Below are 17,384 nucleotides of genomic sequence, written 5' to 3' on the forward strand. Positions count from 1 at the left end.
GGTCAGGCCAGGACGACCTGCTCCAGCCACCGGCCGACGCGCTCGGCCACCTCGTCGCCGAAGGTGCGCGTGTCGACGTTGTCGGCGTGGATCTCGATCACCGGGAACCCGGCCGCCTCCAGTGCGCGGGCGGTGAAGTAGCTGCCCCGAGGGTCGTCGGACACCAGGTGCACCACGCCGTCGATGCCGTGCAGGCGGGCCTCCTTCACGTACCACTCGCTGGACCACGGCGGCGTGTAGAGCTGGTCGGTGAAGGCGGCGAAGCGCGCCGCCAGCGCCCTCATGGGGTCCTCGCCATGGCGGATGTACCCGTCGGCGGCGATGGCCAGGTACATCGACCAGACGAACACCGCGCCGTACTGCTCCTCGAAGCGCTGGTAGAAGCCCATGTCGTACCAGAGGCCGCGGCCGATCCACATCAGCCGGGCCCGCTCGCCCGGGCACACGGCATGACCGGCCTCGACTCGGTCGCGCACCTCCTCGTAGAAGCGCCTGGCGATGTCCCTGGCCCACTCGGTGCCGCGGTGCCACTGGGGGAGCATGACGCTGGGGATGCTGTCGACGACGCCGAGCGGGGCGGGCCGGGCGCGGGCGATGAGGTCGCGCGTCTTGCGGTTCCACTCTTCCTGCTCGTTGACCAGCGCCATCACCTCACGGAAACGGGACTGGCGGAATCGCCTGCCGGTGGTGGTCTCCAGGAACCTCACGAGGTTCTCCAGTTCCGCGGTGAGCAGGTCCAGCCTCGCCGGGCCGACGGCCTGCTCCCACCGGTGCGGCATGAGCTCCCACCAGTTGGCGGGGACCTCGTTCTCGGCGGCGCTTTCCAGCGGGTAGAAGGTGACCCCGGGCTCCTGACCCCAGATGTCGAAGATCTTGCGGGTGAGGTCGCCGGAGGCGTCGCCGACGATGATGTCCGGCCTCGGCAGGCCGCCCCACGGGCCGGAGTCCGGTTCCGGATCGAAGGCCGAGCCCAGGGTGACCGAGTTGTACTGCTCGGAGTAGTCGGGATAGCCGCGCTGCCGCACCAGCTCCAGGTAGTGCCCTGAGCGCTGCTTGGCGGCCGCCAGGGACGCCCACCATTGGCCGACCGCGTACGGGATGTCCATCGTGCGGAAGATCTCGTGGGGGACGTCCGCGTTCAGCAGGGCGAACGGCTCGCCGGCGGCGACCCGCCTGCGCAGGTCGGCGAACCATTCGCGCTGGTGCCTGCCCGCCTCGGCCGCCGTCGCGAGGGATTTCACACTGCGCATGGATCGTCCTTCCGCAGGGCCGTCAGGTCGGCACGCCCGTACTCCTGGCGCTCCAGCGAGACCGCGGGGATGCCGGCCGCCGCGCGCTGCGCGGGGAAGTCCCACGCCGGAGCCTCGTCGCCGGCCCTGGAATAGGCGAGGAGCAGCTCGGCCCGGCAGCGGCGTACGGCCGTCGCCACGTGCGCGGCGCGCTCGGCCGCCGTCGCCCGGTGGGCGGTCGGACCGCTGTGGTGGTAGTGCTCGGCCAGGGCGTCGAGGCCGCCCCCGCCGACCGGCTCGGCGCGGAGCGGCTCGCCGAAGGAGTGGTCCTCACCGACGATCACATGGCCCTCGGACTCGATGGCCTCGTAGACGTGCGGGGTGTCGTGGTCGCTGCCGCTCAGGAAGACCCGCCGCCCGGTGTGCTCCGCGAGCCGTCCGGCCTCGGCCAGCAGCCGTTCCAGCAGCGCGATGTGCTCCTCCACGGGCAGGGCCGCGCCGGCCACCGCGAGGAACTGCCGCCCCGTCAGCCGGGCGGGAACCGCCCTGCGCAGCTCGGCGGCGGCGGCCAGCAGACGGCGCCGCTCGTCGTGCGCCGCCACCGCCCCGGCCAGGTCGAGGGGACGGCCGGTCCAGGCTTCGAGCCTGGCGGCGAACTCGCCGATCCGGCGACGGTTGTAAAGGGCGGTCGTGCGGTGCGGCAGGTGCAGGATGTCCACCAGGTACACCTCGGGCAGCCTTCTGCCCGGCTCCACGCGGGACAGCTCGCGCAGCGCGTAGAACAGCCGCAGGGACGCCTCGCAGTCGCGGGAGACCACCACGCGATCGAGGTCGCCGAAGGACCCGGCGAGCAGCCGGGCGAGCACCGAGCGGGCGATCGGGTCCACCCCGCGGCCCAGGTACCGGTCTCCGAGCGCGGAATCGGACTCCGGGTCGCCGGTGAGGCGGAACGCGCGGACGCCGGCGGCGGTCAGCAGTTCGACCGGCATGTCCGCCCCGACGTAGCCGACGACCGGCGCCCCCGCGCCGGTGCGGCCCTCGAAGGGGGCGCCGCGCCGGGCGTACGCCTCCTCCAGCGCGGCGAGCGCTGCGAGCACGTCAGATCACCCCCTTCTCGGCCAGCGTCGTGAGTTCGTCCTCGGAGTAGCCGAGCAGGCCGCCGTAGATCTCGGCGTTGTTCTCGCCGAGGGCGGGCGCCGGCCGGTCGAGCGCCGCCTCGCAGGCGGAGAAGCGGATCGGCACGCCGGTCCCGTACAGGTCCGCGGGGCGGCCGTGGCGCGGATGCTCCAGTGGCACGACCTCCTCGCGCTCGAGCACGAGCGGGTCGCGCACGGCGGCGCCGGGCTCGCGGACCTCGGCGGCGGGGACGCCGTGCCGGGCGAGCAGGTCCAGGACCACGGCGAGCGGGCGGTCCGCGGCCCACGAGCCCACCAGCTTGTGCAGCTCGCCGGCGTTGGCCACGCGCGCGTCCCGGGAGGCGAACCGCGGATCCGCGGCCAGATCGTCGCGCTCCATCGCCGCGAACAGGCCGCGGGCGAACGCGTCGGTGGGGCCGCACAGCGCGAACCAGCCGTCCGCGGCCGCGAAGGTGCCGAACGGCGCCAGCCTGGGCACGGTCATTCCCGTGCGCATGGGCAGGCCGAGCTTCTCGTAGGCGTCGAACGGCTCGCACGCGACCATCGAGGTGAGCGCCCCCAGCATGGACACGTCCACGTGCTGGCCCTGGCCGGTCGCGTCGGCCCGCAGGACCGCGGCCAGCGTGCCGATCACCGCGTACAGCGGCGCGACCAGGTCGCCCACCGGCAGCCCGAAGCGGACGGGCGGCTCTCCGGGCGCGCCCGCGGTCATCATCACGCCGCTGAGCGCCTGGACGATGGTGTCCATCGCCTTTCCCGAGCCCGGACCGCCCTGGGCGCCGAAACCGCTGATCGACGTGCACACGATGCGCGGGTTGATCGCGCTCGCCCAGTCGTGGCCGATGCCGAGCCGCGCCATGACCCCGGCGCTGTAGTTGTCGATCATGACGTCGGCCGTCCGTATTAGACCGGCCAGGATCTCGCGGGCCTCGGGATGCTTGAGGTTGAGGGTGACGCTCTGCTTGTTGCGGCCGCGCAGGAGCATCGACACCGACATGTCGTCCTCCCCGTGCCGGGCGAGCGCCAGCCCCTCGGCGCCGAGGTAGGGGGCGTTGTTGCGGGAGGTGTCGCCGCCGGTCAGCGGGTTCTCCACCTTGATCACGCGGGCGCCGAGGCCGGCCATCAGCAGGGTCGCGTACGGCCCGGACAGCGCGGTGGTCAGATCGATCACCGTGCGGCCGGCGAGCGGACGGTCAGCCACGCAGCACCACCTCCTCGCCCTCCCAGCGGAACTCCGTCGCAAGGCCCGCCCGCCGCGTGATGTGCTCGATGTAGGACACGACCCGCCGCCCTTCCTCCTCGTCGCCGAGCGGCACCGGCCGGCCCGCGCCGTCGATCCGGCAGGGGATGACGCCGGCCGAGACCAGGCCGTCGCGGTCGAACCGGCAGACCGCGATCGCGGTGTTCCGGCTCTCGGGATGGAAGGGGTAGTACGGCATGTCCGGGTCGGGGGCGAAGCCGTACAGCTCGACTCTGCGGCGCGCCCACGCGGCCCGTTCGCCCTCGTCGCCCGTCGCGGGCGTCAGCGCGCGGGTGACGGTCACGAAGTTGCCCAGCCCGTGGTAGATCGGCCTGCCCCGGTACATCTCGACGCCGCGCATGATGTGGGCGTGGTGGGCGAACACGGCGTGCGCGCCGGCGTCGATGACGGCATGGGCGACGGGCCGCTCGTACATCGCCAGGACGGCGGGGGTGTGCCCGACGCCCTTGTGCAGTGACACCAGGACGACATCGACCTCGGCGGCCAGGGCCGCCACCTCCCCGGCCACGCGCTCCAGGCCGGCGGGATCGGCGAAGGTGTAGACGGCGGGCGGCCCGCCGGGGCTGGCGTGGTCGAGTTCGTAGTGCGTCAGCACCTTGATGTAGGCACAGCCGGGTTTGCGGCTGGTCGCCCAGGATTCGCGCGGGCCGACGCAGTTGTAGCTCAGCACGCCGACGCGCAGCCCGTCGCGCTCCACGACGGCGGGACGACGGGCCTCCTCGAGGGTCATGCCGGCGCCCGCGGTGGTCAGCCCGGCCCCGGTCGCGTACGTGATCGTGTCGGCCACCCCCTGGTCGCCGGCGTCGTAGACGTGGTTGCCCGCGAGCGTCACCACGTGGAAGCCCGCGCCGGCGACCGCGGCCAGCGCGGCGGGGTCGGAGGGCGGAGCGGGGACGTCGGTGCTCACCTGGGCGGTGGACGTGCTGTGGGGCACCTCGATGTGGCCGATCACCACATCGCCCCGGCCGAGGGTCGCCCGGGCCGGGGCGAAGAAGGACGCGGGGTCGGGCTCGTCGACGATGAGGTCGCCGACGGCCATTACCGTGAGACTCAAGAGCTGGTCTCCTCCTCAAGCATGCGTTCGTTGGAGTTCTGCGCCGCGGAGAAGCGCGACAGGAAGGCCCGGAGGCGGGGGGAGGCGGGCTTGTCGAAGATCTCCTCAGGAGTGCCGGCCTCGATCACCCGGCCCTTCTCCATGAAGACGCACCGGTCGGCCACCTCGCGGGCGAAGCTCATCTCGTGGGTCACGATGATCATGGTCATGCCGCCGCGGGCCAGGTCGCGCACGACGCTCAGCACCTCGTCCACCAGCTCGGGATCCAGCGCGCTGGTGGGCTCGTCGAACAGCATGATCCGCGGGTGGGTGGCCAGGGCCCTGGCGATGGCGACGCGCTGCTGCTGGCCCCCGGAGAGCGTCCGGGGATGGGCGTCCGCCTTGTCGGCGAGCCCCACGCGGTCCAGCAGCCTCAGCGCCTCCTCGCGCGCCTCGCGGGGGTCGCGGCGGTGGACCAGCACCTGCGCCTCGGTGACGTTGCGCAGCACGTTCCAGTGCGGGAACAGGTTGAACTGCTGGAAGACCATGCCCATGCGGCCGCGCTGGGCGGCCACGCGCCGGTCCGGCAGGGGACGCAGGTGGCCCCTGTGCATCTCGTGGCCGAGCAGCTCTCCGTCGAGGTACATGGCCCCGCCGTCGATGCCCTCCAGCTGGTGGACGCAGCGGACCAGAGTGGACTTGCCCGATCCGGACGGGCCGATCACCGTGACGACCTCGCCCTCGTGCACGTCCAGACTGAACTCGTCGAGCACCACGTGGCCGCCGAACCGCTTGCGCACCTCACGGACGCGCAGGACCGGTGTGTCGCTCACCGCTACCCCTTCCCGAAGTGCCGCTCCAGGCGCCGCTGGCCGAGCGACAGAACGGTGACCACCGCCAGGTACCACGCGCAGGCGACGATGAGCAGCGGCACGATCTCGTAGGTCCTGTTGTAGATCACCTGCACCGAGTACAGCAGGTCGGCCATCGCGATCACGCTGACCAGGGAGGTGCCCTTGAGCAGGCTGATGAACTGGCTGCCGGTGGGCGGGACGATCACGCGCATCGCCTGCGGGAGCACGACCTTGGCGAAGCTCTGCCTGGCCGTGAACCCCATCGCGCGCGCGGCGTCGCGCTGGCCGCCGTCCACGGCGATGATGCCCGCCCTGACGATCTCGGCCATGTACGCGGCCTCGTGCAGGGTGAGCCCGATGAGGGCCGCGGTCAGCGAGCTGATCACCGAATTGGTCGGCCAGGAGACGAAGGTCGGGCCGAAGGGCACACCCAGGGAGATCCGCGGCAGCAGGTAGCCGAGGTTGAACCAGAAGATCAGCTGGACCAGGGGCGGTATGCCGCGGAAGACCGCGACATAGACGGCGCAGGCCCAGGCCACCGGCGTGAAGCCGCTCAGCCTGCCCGCCGCGAGGAGCACCCCGAGCGCGCTGCCCAGCACCATCCCGATGACGGTGAGCAACAGCGACATGCCGAGGCCGCGCAGAATGTTCGGGTCGAACAGGTACTCGCCCGCAACCGGCCATTCGAACCGCGGGTTGGTGACGAGGAACCAGGCGAACTGCGCGACCAGGACGAGCAGCACCACTGCGGCCACCCAGCGCAGAGGGCGGGGGCGAGGCCGGGCGGCGGCGACGTCCACGACGTCGCCGACCTGCCGGGTCATGGTCATTGCGTCGCCGCTGCGTTCAGCTTGGGCTCCTCCACCGCCACCTTCTGCAACCCGTACTTGTCCATGATCTTCTTGTACTCGCCGTTCTTGAAGATCTCCTTGAACGCCTCGAACATGACCGGGCCGAGACCGCCGGACTTGGGCACGAGCATCGCCAGCTGGTCGATGCCGGCACCCTGCTCGTCGGTCTGCGTCACGTACGTGAAGGCGTCCTTCTCCTTGCTGATCACGTCGAGCGCCGCGCTCTCGGTCACGCTTGCCGCGTCGGCGCGGCCGGACTTGGCGGCGAGGATGGTGCCGTTCGTGTCGGCGAAGCCGATGAACTCGAGCGCCGGCTTCCCCTGCTTGGCGCACCATTCGGTCAGGCGCTTGGCCTGGTCCTCCGTGATGCTGCCGGAGGTGCCGGCGACGCGCTTGCCGCACAGGTCGCCCGCGCTCTTGATGGACGAGGACCCGGCCTTGGGGATCAGATAGGAGGTCCGGGTGACCATCCACACGAGCGCGTCGAACTGCTTCTCACGTTCGGCGCTGTCCTTGACCGGACCGTTGAAGGCGTCGTACCTGGAGGCGAGCATCCCGGAGAGCGCCGCGGGCAGGCCGTTGACGATCGAGATCTCGGTACGGACCCCCAGCACCTTGCCGAGGGCGTCCTGCAGGTCCTTGTCGATGCCCGTGACGGTCTTGCCGTCGTTGGCGACGATCCGATACGGCGGGTGGGAATCCCCGGCGAATCGGATGACGCCCGCATCCTTGATGTCATCCGGCAGGGCGTCGTAGAGCGCCGTCCCGCCGGCCGGGCGTGGCGTCTCACCGCCGCCTGCACCGCACGCCGCGGCGCCGGCGAGGGCCGAAGCCGCCACACCCGCGAGGATGGTCCTGGACAATCTCATGGTGGTCCTCCCGCGACCGGATAATGCGGCAGTTAATCTTGCGGTCGTGGGGACAAATGTCACACCTAGGGGTGCACGACTGTCAAGGGGCGGTTGTGCGAGGCGGAGACGAGCACGGCGGGCGGAGCCGCCGGCTCCACGTCTCCGGGGGCGATCAGGTGAGCGCGAGGATGGAGCCGGTCCGGTGGTGGGCCACCAGCTCGGCCAGGGCCGGCTCGAACTCCGCGACGATCTGCCTGACGCGGAACTCCGCGAGCGGCCCGAGGGTGTCGTAGACCTCCACGAACAGATCTCTGGCCGCGGCGCGCGGCCAGTCGGCGGGCAGCAGCTCCGCCGGCAGGTCGGGGTCGTGGTTGGGGAACCGCCGCCAGGTGTCCATGATCCCCGTGCGCGCCACCAGCGCCTCCGAGGCGCCGACCACGCCCCTGCGGACGCGTTCCAGAAGCGGCGAGTACCGCGCCACGAACTCCTCGTAGCCGCGCCGGAGCTCGTCGAAGTCCCATGCCTCCTGTGGGGCGCGCATGCCCGCGGTGCTCAGGGCCTCGGCGCGGAAGACCGTCGCCATGGGGATCTCCAGCTCGGTGAGCACCGCCGCCGCGCTGTCGGCGTTCGCCGCCGGGGAGACCCACAGCCCGTCGTAGAGCGGGGCGAAGCCGAGCCAGCGCAGCCTCGCGCGCAGTGCGTGGCGCAGGTCGCGCTGTTCCTCGGAGATGGAGAAGGCCGCCATCACCCATCGTCCATCCCACGCGCCCTGTTCCAGGCCGAAGGACATGATCCGCTGCCGCCCCTCCACCATCACCGCGGCGGCCCGGTCCGTCAGGCGGTAGTAGGTGCGCCGCCCCACCTTGGACGACTCCAGCAGGTCCCTCTTGGTGAGGCGGCTGAGCGCGGCCCTGGCCGCCACGGCGGAGACGCCGAACTCCTCGGCCAGCCGCACCAGGGCGGCGGACGGCAGTTGCTCGGCCCGGCTGATCCAGTAGTCCCCGAGAAGCGTCGTGATCAAGTGCTGCGGGGGCGTGCCCACCTGGGAGCGCGGGAAATCGACGTCCTCTGCCTCGGACCTCTCGCGATGATTCACCACACGAGTATATTGACGACGCTTGCAGACGCGTACGTTACTCGATTGTCATGCTTCTGCTGGTCTCGCGCCGCACCGGCACGAAGCTCCAACGTCCTGCCGCCACAGGCCCGCCATGGAGCCATCGGCGCCGGCGGCCGTCCGGCCCGCCGCGATCACCGCTGGTCGCGCCGGCCGTCGCCGCGGCCGCCGGCGAGGAGGTCCAGCCGATCACGGTCGGTCGTCTCGTCGAAACTCGTGTGACGGCGAATCGCCGGCGACTTCAGGGCCGACACCTGCGCGAAGGTGTGATGCGCGGCCAGCTTGGCCAGCCCGGGGTCGAACTCCGCGAGGATCTCGCGGAACCGTCGCTCCGCGGACTCCCCGAGCGAGTCGTAGATGCGCACGCACAGCCGCCTGGCCTCGTCGCGCGGCCAGCCCGCGGGGAGCAGTTCGGAGGGAAGGTCGGGATCGAGCGTGGGGAACACCCGCCAGTCGGTCATGATCGCGGTCCGCAGCAGCAGCGCCTCGGCGGGGGAGGGGCCGCCGGCCGCCAGCCGCTCGGCGACCGGCCGGTGGGCGTCGATGAAGCGCAGGTAGCGCTCGCGCAGCCCGGCGATGTCGAAGGCGCGATGCGGCACCGGGTCCAGGTCGTCGTCGGCGACCGTGCGGGCCCGGAACACCACCGTCCCCCGCACGCCGAGCCTGCGCACGAGTTCGACGACGTCGTCGGTCCTGTCGTGCGGCGACACCCACACCGCGTCGAACACCATGCCGAAGTGCAGCAGGCGCAGCCCGTCGCGCAGCGCCCGGCGGGTGTCGCGCTGGTGCTCGGGCACCGAGAACGTGACGACCGTCCACCGCCCATCCCAGCGCGGGGTGGTGGCGCCGAACGTCAGCAGGCGGCGCGCGTGCGCCACGATCACGTCGGACGCCCGGGGCGGCAGTCCGTAGGCCGTGGTGCGCCCGTTGCGCGAGCTCTCCAGCAGCCCACGTGCGGCGACCCGCCGCAGGGCGGCGCGGGCGCTGGTGGCGGTGATGCCGAACTCCTCCAGCAGGGCGACCAGCGCCGCCGACGGGATGTGCTCCTGCCGCCAGAACCAGTAGTCGCCCAGCAGCGTGGTCAGCAGGCGCTGAGGCTCGGCCCCTTGCCGGGCTCTGGGCAGGGAGCCGGGTTCCGGCGACGCGGTCACCAGGCGTCCTTCCATCGTCAGACTCCTCGGCCGGTGCGGGCACCCGTTCGACGACGTGCGGGGGCGAACGGGCTTACCGGGTTCGACCTGCGTGAATCCTACGTCACCGGCTCCGCGTCCGGGCTGTTCCCGGTGATCGGGGGATTGACATCGGTGACATAAGACTGAACGATCGTCTCCACTAGCGGTGGCATTCGTCCCGCGACGGCCGCCAGGCGGGCCGCCGGCCGTTCGCGGACCCGGCCGGACCCGGCCGGGCCTCGGGCCGCACTCCCGCCCGTCCATCGACTGTGGAGGAAACACACCATGGGAACCGAGTCGAAGGGGGCCGCCGCCGCGATACGCCGTGGAGCGGCCGTGTGCCTGGCCGTCGCGCTGGCGACCGCCGCCGGGAGCGGAACCGCCGCCGCCTCCGCCCGGCCCCCCGGCGGCACACCGTGCCTGGCCGAGTCCCCTGCCCATCCCACCTGCATCAGCGGCGCCCTCGATGACGGCACTCCCTACGAGTTCGTCGTGCCGGCCGCCTGGAACGGCACCGTGGTGGTCGCCCTCGACTTCGCCGGCGCGGGCCGGGACGAACCGCTGACCGCGCGGCTGCTGGCCGACGGCGTGGCCCGCGGCGGGACGAGCCGGGCCATCACCGGCTGGAACCTCCGGTCCGCCATCGACAACCAGGCCGAGGCGCTGACCCGCTTCGAGGCCGCCTACGGCCCGGCCCGCAGGGCGATCGCCGCCGGGACCTCGATGGGCGGGTTCATCGCGGCCGGCGTCGCCCAGATCCACCCCGACGCCTTCGACGCCGCCGTCCCGATGTGCGGCGGCCTCGGCGGGTCCGTCGGCCAGTGGAACCAGAAGCTCGACACGGTCTTCGTGCTCGAGCGCCTGGTCGCCCCGGGGCTGCCGGTCATCGACATCCCCCAAGACGTCGAGTCGGCCCGGAAGGCATGGATCGACGCCCTGACCGCGGCGCAGCGGACCCCTGAGGGGCGGGCCCGCATCGCGCTGGCCGCCGCGATCGGCCAGTTGCCGGCCTGGGGCCGCAACCCCGACGGATCGGCGACACCGCCTCCGGACGGCAGGGACGCCGGCGGTCTGGAGCAGGGCGCCTACCTCGCGCTCGCCGGCGGGCCTCTGCCCTACATCGGGCAGGCCATGGGCAGCCGGCGCCAGCTCATGGCGGTGGTCGGCGGAAACCCGTCCTGGAACACCGGCGTTGACTACGCCGGGCAACTGCGCCTGGCCGAGCCCGCCCTCCGGCGCGCCGTCCGCGAACTGTACAAGGCGGCGGGTTTGGAGCTCGGGGCCGACCTGCGGAACCTGGCCGCCGCGCCCCGCGTCGCGGCCGACCCCGAGGCCGTCAGGCGGTTCGCCGACGGCCTCGTCCTGGACGGCCACCTGCGGATCCCCGTGCTGACCGTGTCCGCCACCGGCGACCAGATCTCCACCGTCGCCCAGCAGCAGTCGTACGAGGAGAAGGTGCGCCGTGCGGGAGCCGGCTCGCTGCTGCGCCAGACGTACACCCGCACCGTCGGCCACTGCGACTTCTCGCCGGCGGAGCAGGAAGCGGCGCTGGTGACGATGTTCGACCGGCTGCGGAGCGGTCACTGGCCGGCGACGTCCGCCCCGGCGATGAACGCCCGCGCGGCGGCACTGGCGGCCGACCCCGCCCCGCGGTATGTCCCGTTCACCCCGCCCCGCTTCAACCGCCCCTACCCCGGCTGACCCGCGGGAGCCGTGACGGGGCGGTGGCGGCGGGCTAGGAGAAGCGTTCGACCATCACGGGGATCAGTCCGCCTGTGTGACGCAGGGTCGTGGTGAGCCGTCGCAGCAGGGGGCCGATGGCCGCGTCCGAGGAGGTCGCGAGGCACGCGGTCAGGTCGAGGGCGCAGGCGCCGCCGGGGCCGACGCGGCGCAGTTCCCAGGTGAAGACGTCGCCGGCGACCTGAACGCGGGCCGTGCCGAGGACCCGGGTGCGGGGGTCGGCGGCGTCGCCGGTGAGGGTCATCCCCCAGGCCGCCTGGAGAGCGGGGAGGCGGCCGGGAGTGAGGTCGCCGGCGAACAGCACGCGATGCAGGCGCTTGTCGTGGAAGCCCTCGGGAACCCGCGCGTCTTCCAGCCGCAGGGGAGCCGAGCCGGGGACGGGCAGGCGGTCGGTGAACAGGGTGCGCAGAGCCGGCTCGCCGGGCAGTTCGCGGCCGTGGGTCAGCCGGTAGGCGTCCTCGGCGTCACGCCGGGGGACCGGCACGACACGCAGGCGCAGGGCCGGGTCGCCGCGCAGGTCGCGGCTGAGGGCCGCCGAACTGCGCCAGGCGCCGTCGGACGCCGACCAGCAGGCGGTGTCCAGGCCGACCGTGGTGTGGTCGTCGTCGAAGACGAACTCCTCGACGACGATGCCGTCCACCGTCGCCGCGGCGGACACGGGGGTCACGAGCGCCGCGGGGGCGCGGTGGCCGGGGACGACCAGGTAGTAGTCGAGTGGCGGCCGGGAGCCGGTCGCGCCCGGCGCCTCGCCGGTCCGGTTCCCGGCGGCCGTCCCCTCCGCCTGGTCGGGAGTGGCCGGGCCGTCTGGTCGTTCCGTGTCGGTGGGCATGGCTCATTGTCGCCGGACGGCGTTGTCCGCGCAGGACGTGGGGGGATGGCGATCAGCCGCCGTCGCGGGCGGCGGGAACGCCGCGGGGGAGAGCCGCGGCGCCGGTGATGATCAGTTCGAGGCCGTCGCGGAAGGCGCGGTCGCGGAGCTCTCTGGGCCGGGCGTCGGTGCGGGCCGCGCGGGCTTGTTCCTCGGTCGTGTAGCCGTTGACGTACGCCACGACGGTGTCCACGGCGACGGCGGCCGTGTCCGCGGGCACGCCTGCGGCGGACAGGGCGGCGATGAGGCCGTGGTAGAAGCGGACGGCCTCTTTGCCCGGATCGTGGAAGGTGGACATGAGGCGCGCGCCGTCGCGGTGGGCCAGCATGAGCTCGCGCATGCCGATCGCGAGGCCGCGCAGTCGCTCCTCCCAGGGGCCGTCGAGTGGCGGGACGGCGTCGGCCGGCGGGGTGACCAGGTGCGCGACCATGGCGTCCAGCAGGGCCTGCTTGCTGGGGTAGTGCCGGTAGAGCGCGCCCGCGCGCACGCCGAGCCGACCGGCCAGGAGTCGCATGGTGAGACCGTCCAGGCCGACCTCGTCGAGCAGTTCGATCGCCGCCCGCAGCACCTGGGCGCGTCGCTCGCCCATCGGATCCCCCTTGTCGCGGTCGGTTGACAGCTCGGTCCCGCGTAGGTGAACAATGTACACGTGAACGTTGTTCACGTAGGAGGGGGAGGGCGTCATGAGGGAGCTGGGCGCGGGGCCGGTGCTGATCGGCGCCGACGGCGGGAACTCCGTGGTGCGGCGACACCCGGTGCCGGAGGTGGGACTCGCCGACGCGGACCTGTGCGGGGCGATGGGGCGCACTCCGCTCACCGATCGCTTCCCGGCGCCGGCGGGGTACCGGGAGGACCTGCTGGAGCGCGGAAACGCGGCCGTGGAGGTCGGCAAGCAGGCACAGAAGAGGTTCGTCCCGGCCGCGGACGAGGTGACACGGTGAAGACCTCCCCCCAGATCGCGCGCGACTACAGCAAAGGTCAGGTTCGTTCCGCCGACGGGACGACGATCGGCTACCGGCAACGCGGCCGCGGCCCCGCATTGATCCTCGTGCACGGTGGCATGCAGGCATCGCAACACTTCACGAGGCTCGCTGCCACCCTGTCGGCCCACTTCACCGTCTATGTGCCCGACCGGCGGGGACGCGGGCTGAGCGGACCCCACGGTGACCACTACAGCGTGCTGCGCGAGGTCGACGACCTGCGGGCACTAGTCGCGGCGACCGGGGCCTCGCGGATCTTCGGCCTGAGCTCGGGAGCGCTCATCACCCTGCGCGCGGCGCCGGCCATCCCCGCACTCGATCGGGTCGCCCTGTACGAACCTCCGTTGTCCGTCGGCGGCTCGGTGCCGATGGACTGGGTGCCGCGTCTCCATCGCGAGATCGCCGCAGGCAAGATCATCTCCGCCCTGGTCACAGCGCTGAAGGGCCTGGGCACCGAACCGGTGTTCGATCGAGTTCCGCGATCGGTTCTCGTGCCGCTCATGGCGGCCGGCTCGCGCCTGCGACGCGATGTGCCCGAAGACGAGGTACCGATCGAAGCGCTCGTCCCCACGCAGCGCTTCGATATGCAGATAATCCGGGAGATGGCTGACACGGTGCAGGACTACGCGGCGCTCGACGCGCGGGTTCTGCTGCTCGACGGCGCCAAGAGCCCGGCATATTTCCGCGTCGCGCTGGACGCGCTTTCCGCTGTGCTCCCGCATGCGCGACGTGTCTCGTTCCCGGGCCTTGGGCATTCAGGTCCGGACGACGACGGAGACCCGCAGCGCGTGGGGGCGGCTTTGGCCGATTTCTTCGGCGCGCAATAGTGGTCACCGATGGCGTCCATAGTATCGGCGTCCATCATCGTGGGTGGCTCGCACCTTCGGACGGGACGGGCCGGTGGAGGCGTGGGTGGTTCGGAGCTCCTCGCGTCAGGACGTTCCCGGTATGCCGCCTGGTCAAGGGCGAGGTCGGTTGCGGGTCATCGTCGCCGATAACGGGAAAGCCGCCGAAGTCCTCGATAGCGGACGGATTCCCGTCTAATGGGTATTCCGGAATGACGTGACCCTGGAGTCGGGTTTCTTTTCTTTATTGTGTTCGTCTGTTTTTCCTATCAGTGCGCCGCTGCGGCGTCGCTGGTTCGCTGAATGGGTATTCCCTGGTCGCAGTGCTGCCGCGGTGGCACGGAAATAGTCCGATTCATCGGAATTCAAGCGATATGGGGGAACCGAGTGATTCCTCGGGAAACAGGTCCTTTCATAGGTAAGCGCGTGTTCACTGTGGCGTTCGCGACCGCGATCGCCGGTGGAGTGCTCGCGCTGTCGCTCCCGGCCATGGCGCAGGCCGGTACGGAGACGCGGGGCGTCCCGGGGCACCGGGCGCACCACGTCGCGCCGGCCCACGCTCCCGCCACCGGTGTCGCCGTCGTCGCGCAGAAGAAGGCCCGCGGGGGCGACGGCGACGAGGACGGCAAGAAGAAGTGCTGCAAGCACTGTCCTCCCGGTCCCCCCGGACCTCCCGGTACTCCCGGGCGCAGCGCCGGAATCGACACGGCGTTCCAGGGGAACAACAAGTTCGTGGGCTACGCCCAGGGCAACGGTCCGACGTTCGTCCGGGACCCGAGAACCACCCCGCCCTGGCATGACCTCTCCACGCTGCCGGGATATCCGGGCAACGCCAGCGACGTCAGCCTCGCGGTGATGGGGAACACCCTCCACGTCACGGTGCTCAGCACGACCGGTCTGATCCGCCAGACGGCATGCACCGTCAACCCCACGCCCGGCACCGGCAACAACCCGGCCTGGCCGGGCAACTGCGGTTCCTTCGTGGAACTCACTCCGCCGCTCTAGGCCCTGCGCGGGCTGATGGAGCGAACGCGCGTGCCGCATCCGGGGCGTCCCGGATGCGGCACCGCCGTACCGGCGGGCCTTCACATGAGGGGCCGGTGGATGTGCTCGCGAGGACGGCGGGCGTGCTCCGGGAACCCGGCGGCGTCTATGCGGGGTCGGCGGGCTCCATGGAGCGCCGGGGCGCCCGGGAGTCGCCGGGGCGGAACTCCACCTCCAGGGCGTCGGTGAAGATGCCGATCGGGTCCTCCCATCCGCCGTCGGTCCAGTCACCGTTGACGTTGATCGCGAGCATGTGCTCGCCGTCGCGGGTGCCGTAGGTGTAGGAGAACGAGCCGAACAGGGCCCCGCCCATGCCCCACACCGTCGTGCCGCACGACAGCGTCACCGAGGAGATGCCCAGGCCGTAGGCGCTGCCGGCGATCCAGTCCTTGGTGGGGACCATGGTGAACATCTCCCGCTGCTGCGCCGCGGGCAGGAGCCGTCCGGACAGCAGCGCGCGGAAGAACCGGTTCAGATCGCCGGCCGTGGAGATCATGGCGCCGGTCGCCCAGAACAGCGAGGTGTCCATCTCGGTCGCGTCGTAGATCACGGCGTCGGGGCCGGTCTGGAACTTCTTCGTGTAGTGCTGAGAGTGCGGCCCGTGGATCACCGGGTCGGCGCCGCGCGGCAGGTACGTCCCGGCCAGGCGCAGCGGGCGGGCGATCCGCGTGGCGATCTCGTCGGCCAGCGTCCCGCCGGACGCCCGCTCGATGATCAGCCCGGCGAGGATGTAGTTGGTGTTGGAGTACGCCCAGCTCGTCCCGGGGACGAAGGCCGGCGGGTGGGACATCGCGATGTCCAGGAGCTGCTCGGGCGTGGGGCTCGGGTACCGGCTCAGCGCCGCCTGGTCGTCGGTGTAGTTGAAGATCCCGCTGGTGTGGTCGAGCAGCCGCCGGACGGTGATCGCGCCGCCGTCGTGGCCGTTGCCGCGCACCACGCCGGGCAGCCACCTGTCGACGGTGTCGTCCAGGCTCACCCTGTGCTCGGCCACCAGCTGCAGCATCACCGTGGCCACGAACGTCTTGGTGGTGCTGCCGATGCGGTACCGGTCACGCGCCCGACGCGCGCGGCCGGTCGCGGTGTCGGCGACCCCCGCCGTGCCGGACCAGCGCCGTCCGCCGTCCCTGACCTCGGCGAGGATGCCCGGGACGCCGCCCACGGCCACGGCCCGGTCGAGCAGGCGCTGGAGCGCGGCGTGCTCATGGGTGGCCGCGGCGGCGGAGGCGGACGAGGGGGACGGCGTCATCATGGCGATATTCGCCACGGTCGTCCCGGCGATGAGCAGGCCGAGGCGGACGCGGGTCGCGCGTGTGAGCATGGGTTCGTTCCTTCTGGGATAGGGGGCGGGCCGCCTGGGCCCGGACCGAGGATCGGCGGACCGCGTCATGAGGCCCTGTACGAGGGCACGGCGAAGCCGCCTGCGGTGCCGGTGTGCTCCCCGACGGCAGGAGACGGGCCGGCCGCTCGCGGGGGAGGGGCGCGGCGTCCGCGGGTCGCGGTGGGAGCCGGTGTGGGGGAAAGGACGTGTCTCAGCGCGTCGCGGCGGGAGCTGATGGGGAGAAGGACGTGTCTCAGCGCGTCGCGGTGGGAGCTGGTGTGGGGAAGGACGTGCCTTGGCGCGTCGCGGCGGGAGAGTGGGGTGCGCGTCGGTCTGGGCGGTCGGACCGGGCGTCGGTGGGGGTCAGTCGTCCTGGCCGGTGATCGTCCGGCGTGCCTGGGCCGCCAGGGCGTGCCGGTCGACGCCCGCGAGGGTGAGCGCGCGCGGGACCGTGCCGACCTCGGCCTGCAGGATGCCGAGCAGCAGGTGTGCCGGTCGCAGGTCCTTCTTGCGGAAGGTTCCCACCATGCGTTCGAGCACGAGCCTGGCCGACGCGCCGAGCTGCGACGGGAGCTTGGCGGCGCGGCTCGGGCGGGGGAGATCGAAGGCCCCGAGGGACACTCCCGCCGCGCTCAGGCTGTGCTCGAACTCCCGGTCCAGGGCCTCGCGGATCGCCTGGTGGTCCAGGCTGGCCGAGACGAGGACCTGACGTGTGGTGGCCTCTCCCTCGGCGGCGACGGCCAGCAGGAGATGCTCCGCCTCGATCGTCGCCGACCCGGCCTGGCGAGCCTCGCGCGCCCCCTCCTCCATGATCGTCGCAAGATAGTGGTCGAACGTGCTGGACATCCTCAGCGCCTCCTCAGCTGGACGCCGGCCTCGATGAGCCGTTTGGCGTGCTTCTTGTGGACCGCCTGGCGCGTCACTCCGAGCGCCTCGGCGACCTGCGGCCAGCTCCAGCCCTCACGCATCGCCTGTTCGACGGCGGCGTCCTCGAGTTGGTCGGCGAGGCGCCTGAGGGCGGCGACGGCCGCCAGCGCGTCGGCGGGCTCCCGGGACGCGGAGTTCTCAACACCGGACATGTAAGC

General features: G+C 72.1%; 18 protein-coding genes. 4 read left to right on the forward strand and 14 right to left on the reverse strand.

What is annotated here, in order from left to right; genetic code table 11:
• Positions 1-2: 2 nt before the first annotated feature.
• From ACFQSB_RS03565 to ACFQSB_RS03605, 9 genes are all read right to left on the reverse strand, one after another.
• Positions 3-1,250: a 2-hydroxyacyl-CoA dehydratase gene (locus ACFQSB_RS03565; RefSeq protein ID WP_380824192.1), complete on the reverse strand. Its 1,248-nt coding sequence runs from the start codon at positions 1,248-1,250 to the stop codon at positions 3-5.
• On the reverse strand, positions 1,238-2,326 hold the full coding sequence (locus ACFQSB_RS03570; protein WP_380824193.1) for a 2-hydroxyacyl-CoA dehydratase: 1,089 nt from the start codon (positions 2,324-2,326) through the stop codon (positions 1,238-1,240). The genes ACFQSB_RS03565 and ACFQSB_RS03570 overlap by 13 nt, the downstream gene beginning before the upstream one ends.
• A 1-nt stretch (position 2,327) precedes the next feature.
• The gene (locus ACFQSB_RS03575; protein WP_380824194.1) at positions 2,328-3,566 is read right to left on the reverse strand and encodes a CaiB/BaiF CoA transferase family protein; all 1,239 of its coding nucleotides are present in this window, start codon (positions 3,564-3,566) and stop codon (positions 2,328-2,330) included.
• Positions 3,559-4,680, reverse strand: coding sequence for a CapA family protein (locus tag ACFQSB_RS03580; protein WP_380824195.1), 1,122 nt, complete (start codon positions 4,678-4,680; stop codon positions 3,559-3,561). Before ACFQSB_RS03580 ends, ACFQSB_RS03575 begins: the two co-directional genes overlap by 8 nt.
• Positions 4,677-5,492 (reverse strand): amino acid ABC transporter ATP-binding protein, encoded by an 816-nt coding sequence (locus tag ACFQSB_RS03585; protein WP_380824196.1) that lies wholly within the window; start codon positions 5,490-5,492, stop codon positions 4,677-4,679. Before ACFQSB_RS03585 ends, ACFQSB_RS03580 begins: the two co-directional genes overlap by 4 nt.
• A gap of 2 nt (positions 5,493-5,494) precedes the next feature.
• Positions 5,495-6,337, reverse strand: coding sequence for an amino acid ABC transporter permease (locus ACFQSB_RS03590; RefSeq protein WP_380824197.1), 843 nt, complete (start codon positions 6,335-6,337; stop codon positions 5,495-5,497).
• Positions 6,338-6,339: 2 nt separating this feature from the next.
• The gene (locus ACFQSB_RS03595; RefSeq protein WP_380824198.1) at positions 6,340-7,233 is read right to left on the reverse strand and encodes a transporter substrate-binding domain-containing protein; all 894 of its coding nucleotides are present in this window, start codon (positions 7,231-7,233) and stop codon (positions 6,340-6,342) included.
• A 154-nt stretch (positions 7,234-7,387) separates the two neighbouring features.
• Positions 7,388-8,311 carry a PaaX family transcriptional regulator gene (locus ACFQSB_RS03600; RefSeq protein ID WP_380824199.1) on the reverse strand — a complete coding sequence of 308 codons (924 nt, stop codon included), beginning with the start codon at positions 8,309-8,311 and terminating at the stop codon, positions 7,388-7,390.
• A 155-nt stretch (positions 8,312-8,466) separates the two neighbouring features.
• Positions 8,467-9,498: a PaaX family transcriptional regulator gene (locus tag ACFQSB_RS03605; protein ID WP_380824200.1), complete on the reverse strand. Its 1,032-nt coding sequence runs from the start codon at positions 9,496-9,498 to the stop codon at positions 8,467-8,469.
• Between the two features lie 291 nt (positions 9,499-9,789).
• Here ACFQSB_RS03605 and ACFQSB_RS03610 point away from each other — a divergent pair, with 291 nt between their 5' ends.
• Positions 9,790-11,205 carry an alpha/beta fold hydrolase gene (locus ACFQSB_RS03610; RefSeq protein WP_380824201.1) on the forward strand — a complete coding sequence of 472 codons (1,416 nt, stop codon included), beginning with the start codon at positions 9,790-9,792 and terminating at the stop codon, positions 11,203-11,205.
• 34 nt (positions 11,206-11,239) lie between these two features.
• Here the strand turns inward: ACFQSB_RS03610 and ACFQSB_RS03615 are convergent, their stop codons facing one another.
• Complete coding sequence (locus ACFQSB_RS03615; RefSeq protein WP_380824202.1) at positions 11,240-12,073, reverse strand: hypothetical protein; 834 nt, start codon at positions 12,071-12,073, stop codon at positions 11,240-11,242.
• A gap of 52 nt (positions 12,074-12,125) precedes the next feature.
• Positions 12,126-12,701: a TetR/AcrR family transcriptional regulator C-terminal domain-containing protein gene (locus ACFQSB_RS03620; RefSeq protein WP_380824203.1), complete on the reverse strand. Its 576-nt coding sequence runs from the start codon at positions 12,699-12,701 to the stop codon at positions 12,126-12,128.
• A gap of 94 nt (positions 12,702-12,795) precedes the next feature.
• Between ACFQSB_RS03620 and ACFQSB_RS03625 the strand changes: the two genes are divergently transcribed.
• From ACFQSB_RS03625 to ACFQSB_RS03635, 3 genes are all read left to right on the forward strand, one after another.
• On the forward strand, positions 12,796-13,053 hold the full coding sequence (locus ACFQSB_RS03625; RefSeq protein ID WP_380824204.1) for a hypothetical protein: 258 nt from the start codon (positions 12,796-12,798) through the stop codon (positions 13,051-13,053).
• Positions 13,050-13,919 carry an alpha/beta fold hydrolase gene (locus tag ACFQSB_RS03630; RefSeq protein ID WP_380824205.1) on the forward strand — a complete coding sequence of 290 codons (870 nt, stop codon included), beginning with the start codon at positions 13,050-13,052 and terminating at the stop codon, positions 13,917-13,919. Before ACFQSB_RS03625 ends, ACFQSB_RS03630 begins: the two co-directional genes overlap by 4 nt.
• Positions 13,920-14,363: 444 nt before the next feature.
• On the forward strand, positions 14,364-14,942 hold the full coding sequence (locus ACFQSB_RS03635) for a hypothetical protein (protein ID WP_380824206.1): 579 nt from the start codon (positions 14,364-14,366) through the stop codon (positions 14,940-14,942).
• Positions 14,943-15,087: 145 nt separating this feature from the next.
• Here the strand turns inward: ACFQSB_RS03635 and ACFQSB_RS03640 are convergent, their stop codons facing one another.
• From ACFQSB_RS03640 to ACFQSB_RS03650, 3 genes are all read right to left on the reverse strand, one after another.
• The gene (locus ACFQSB_RS03640; RefSeq protein WP_380824207.1) at positions 15,088-16,299 is read right to left on the reverse strand and encodes a serine hydrolase domain-containing protein; all 1,212 of its coding nucleotides are present in this window, start codon (positions 16,297-16,299) and stop codon (positions 15,088-15,090) included.
• Positions 16,300-16,662: 363 nt separating this feature from the next.
• On the reverse strand, positions 16,663-17,145 hold the full coding sequence (locus ACFQSB_RS03645) for a Clp protease N-terminal domain-containing protein (protein ID WP_380824208.1): 483 nt from the start codon (positions 17,143-17,145) through the stop codon (positions 16,663-16,665).
• Between the two features lie 2 nt (positions 17,146-17,147).
• The gene (locus ACFQSB_RS03650; RefSeq protein ID WP_354850958.1) at positions 17,148-17,378 is read right to left on the reverse strand and encodes a hypothetical protein; all 231 of its coding nucleotides are present in this window, start codon (positions 17,376-17,378) and stop codon (positions 17,148-17,150) included.
• Between the last annotated feature and the right edge of the window lie 6 nt (positions 17,379-17,384).

The organism is Sphaerisporangium rhizosphaerae, assembly GCF_042665155.1.
GTDB lineage: Bacteria > Actinomycetota > Actinomycetes > Streptosporangiales > Streptosporangiaceae > Sphaerisporangium > Sphaerisporangium rhizosphaerae.

Excerpts from the sequence above, each read along its gene's own strand:
- ACFQSB_RS03565 (WP_380824192.1), bottom strand. The coding sequence starts at position 1,250 with ATGCGCAGTGTGAAATCCCTCGCGACGGCGGCCGAGGCGGGCAGGCAC.
- ACFQSB_RS03590 (WP_380824197.1), bottom strand. The coding sequence starts at position 6,337 with ATGACCCGGCAGGTCGGCGACGTCGTGGACGTCGCCGCCGCCCGGCCT.
- ACFQSB_RS03595 (WP_380824198.1), bottom strand. The coding sequence starts at position 7,233 with ATGAGATTGTCCAGGACCATCCTCGCGGGTGTGGCGGCTTCGGCCCTC.
- ACFQSB_RS03605 (WP_380824200.1), bottom strand. The coding sequence starts at position 9,498 with ATGGAAGGACGCCTGGTGACCGCGTCGCCGGAACCCGGCTCCCTGCCC.
- ACFQSB_RS03610 (WP_380824201.1), top strand. The coding sequence starts at position 9,790 with ATGGGAACCGAGTCGAAGGGGGCCGCCGCCGCGATACGCCGTGGAGCG.
- ACFQSB_RS03615 (WP_380824202.1), bottom strand. The coding sequence starts at position 12,073 with ATGCCCACCGACACGGAACGACCAGACGGCCCGGCCACTCCCGACCAG.
- ACFQSB_RS03620 (WP_380824203.1), bottom strand. The coding sequence starts at position 12,701 with ATGGGCGAGCGACGCGCCCAGGTGCTGCGGGCGGCGATCGAACTGCTC.
- ACFQSB_RS03625 (WP_380824204.1), top strand. The coding sequence starts at position 12,796 with ATGAGGGAGCTGGGCGCGGGGCCGGTGCTGATCGGCGCCGACGGCGGG.
- ACFQSB_RS03640 (WP_380824207.1), bottom strand. The coding sequence starts at position 16,299 with ATGCTCACACGCGCGACCCGCGTCCGCCTCGGCCTGCTCATCGCCGGG.
- ACFQSB_RS03645 (WP_380824208.1), bottom strand. The coding sequence starts at position 17,145 with ATGTCCAGCACGTTCGACCACTATCTTGCGACGATCATGGAGGAGGGG.
- ACFQSB_RS03650 (WP_354850958.1), bottom strand. The coding sequence starts at position 17,378 with ATGTCCGGTGTTGAGAACTCCGCGTCCCGGGAGCCCGCCGACGCGCTG.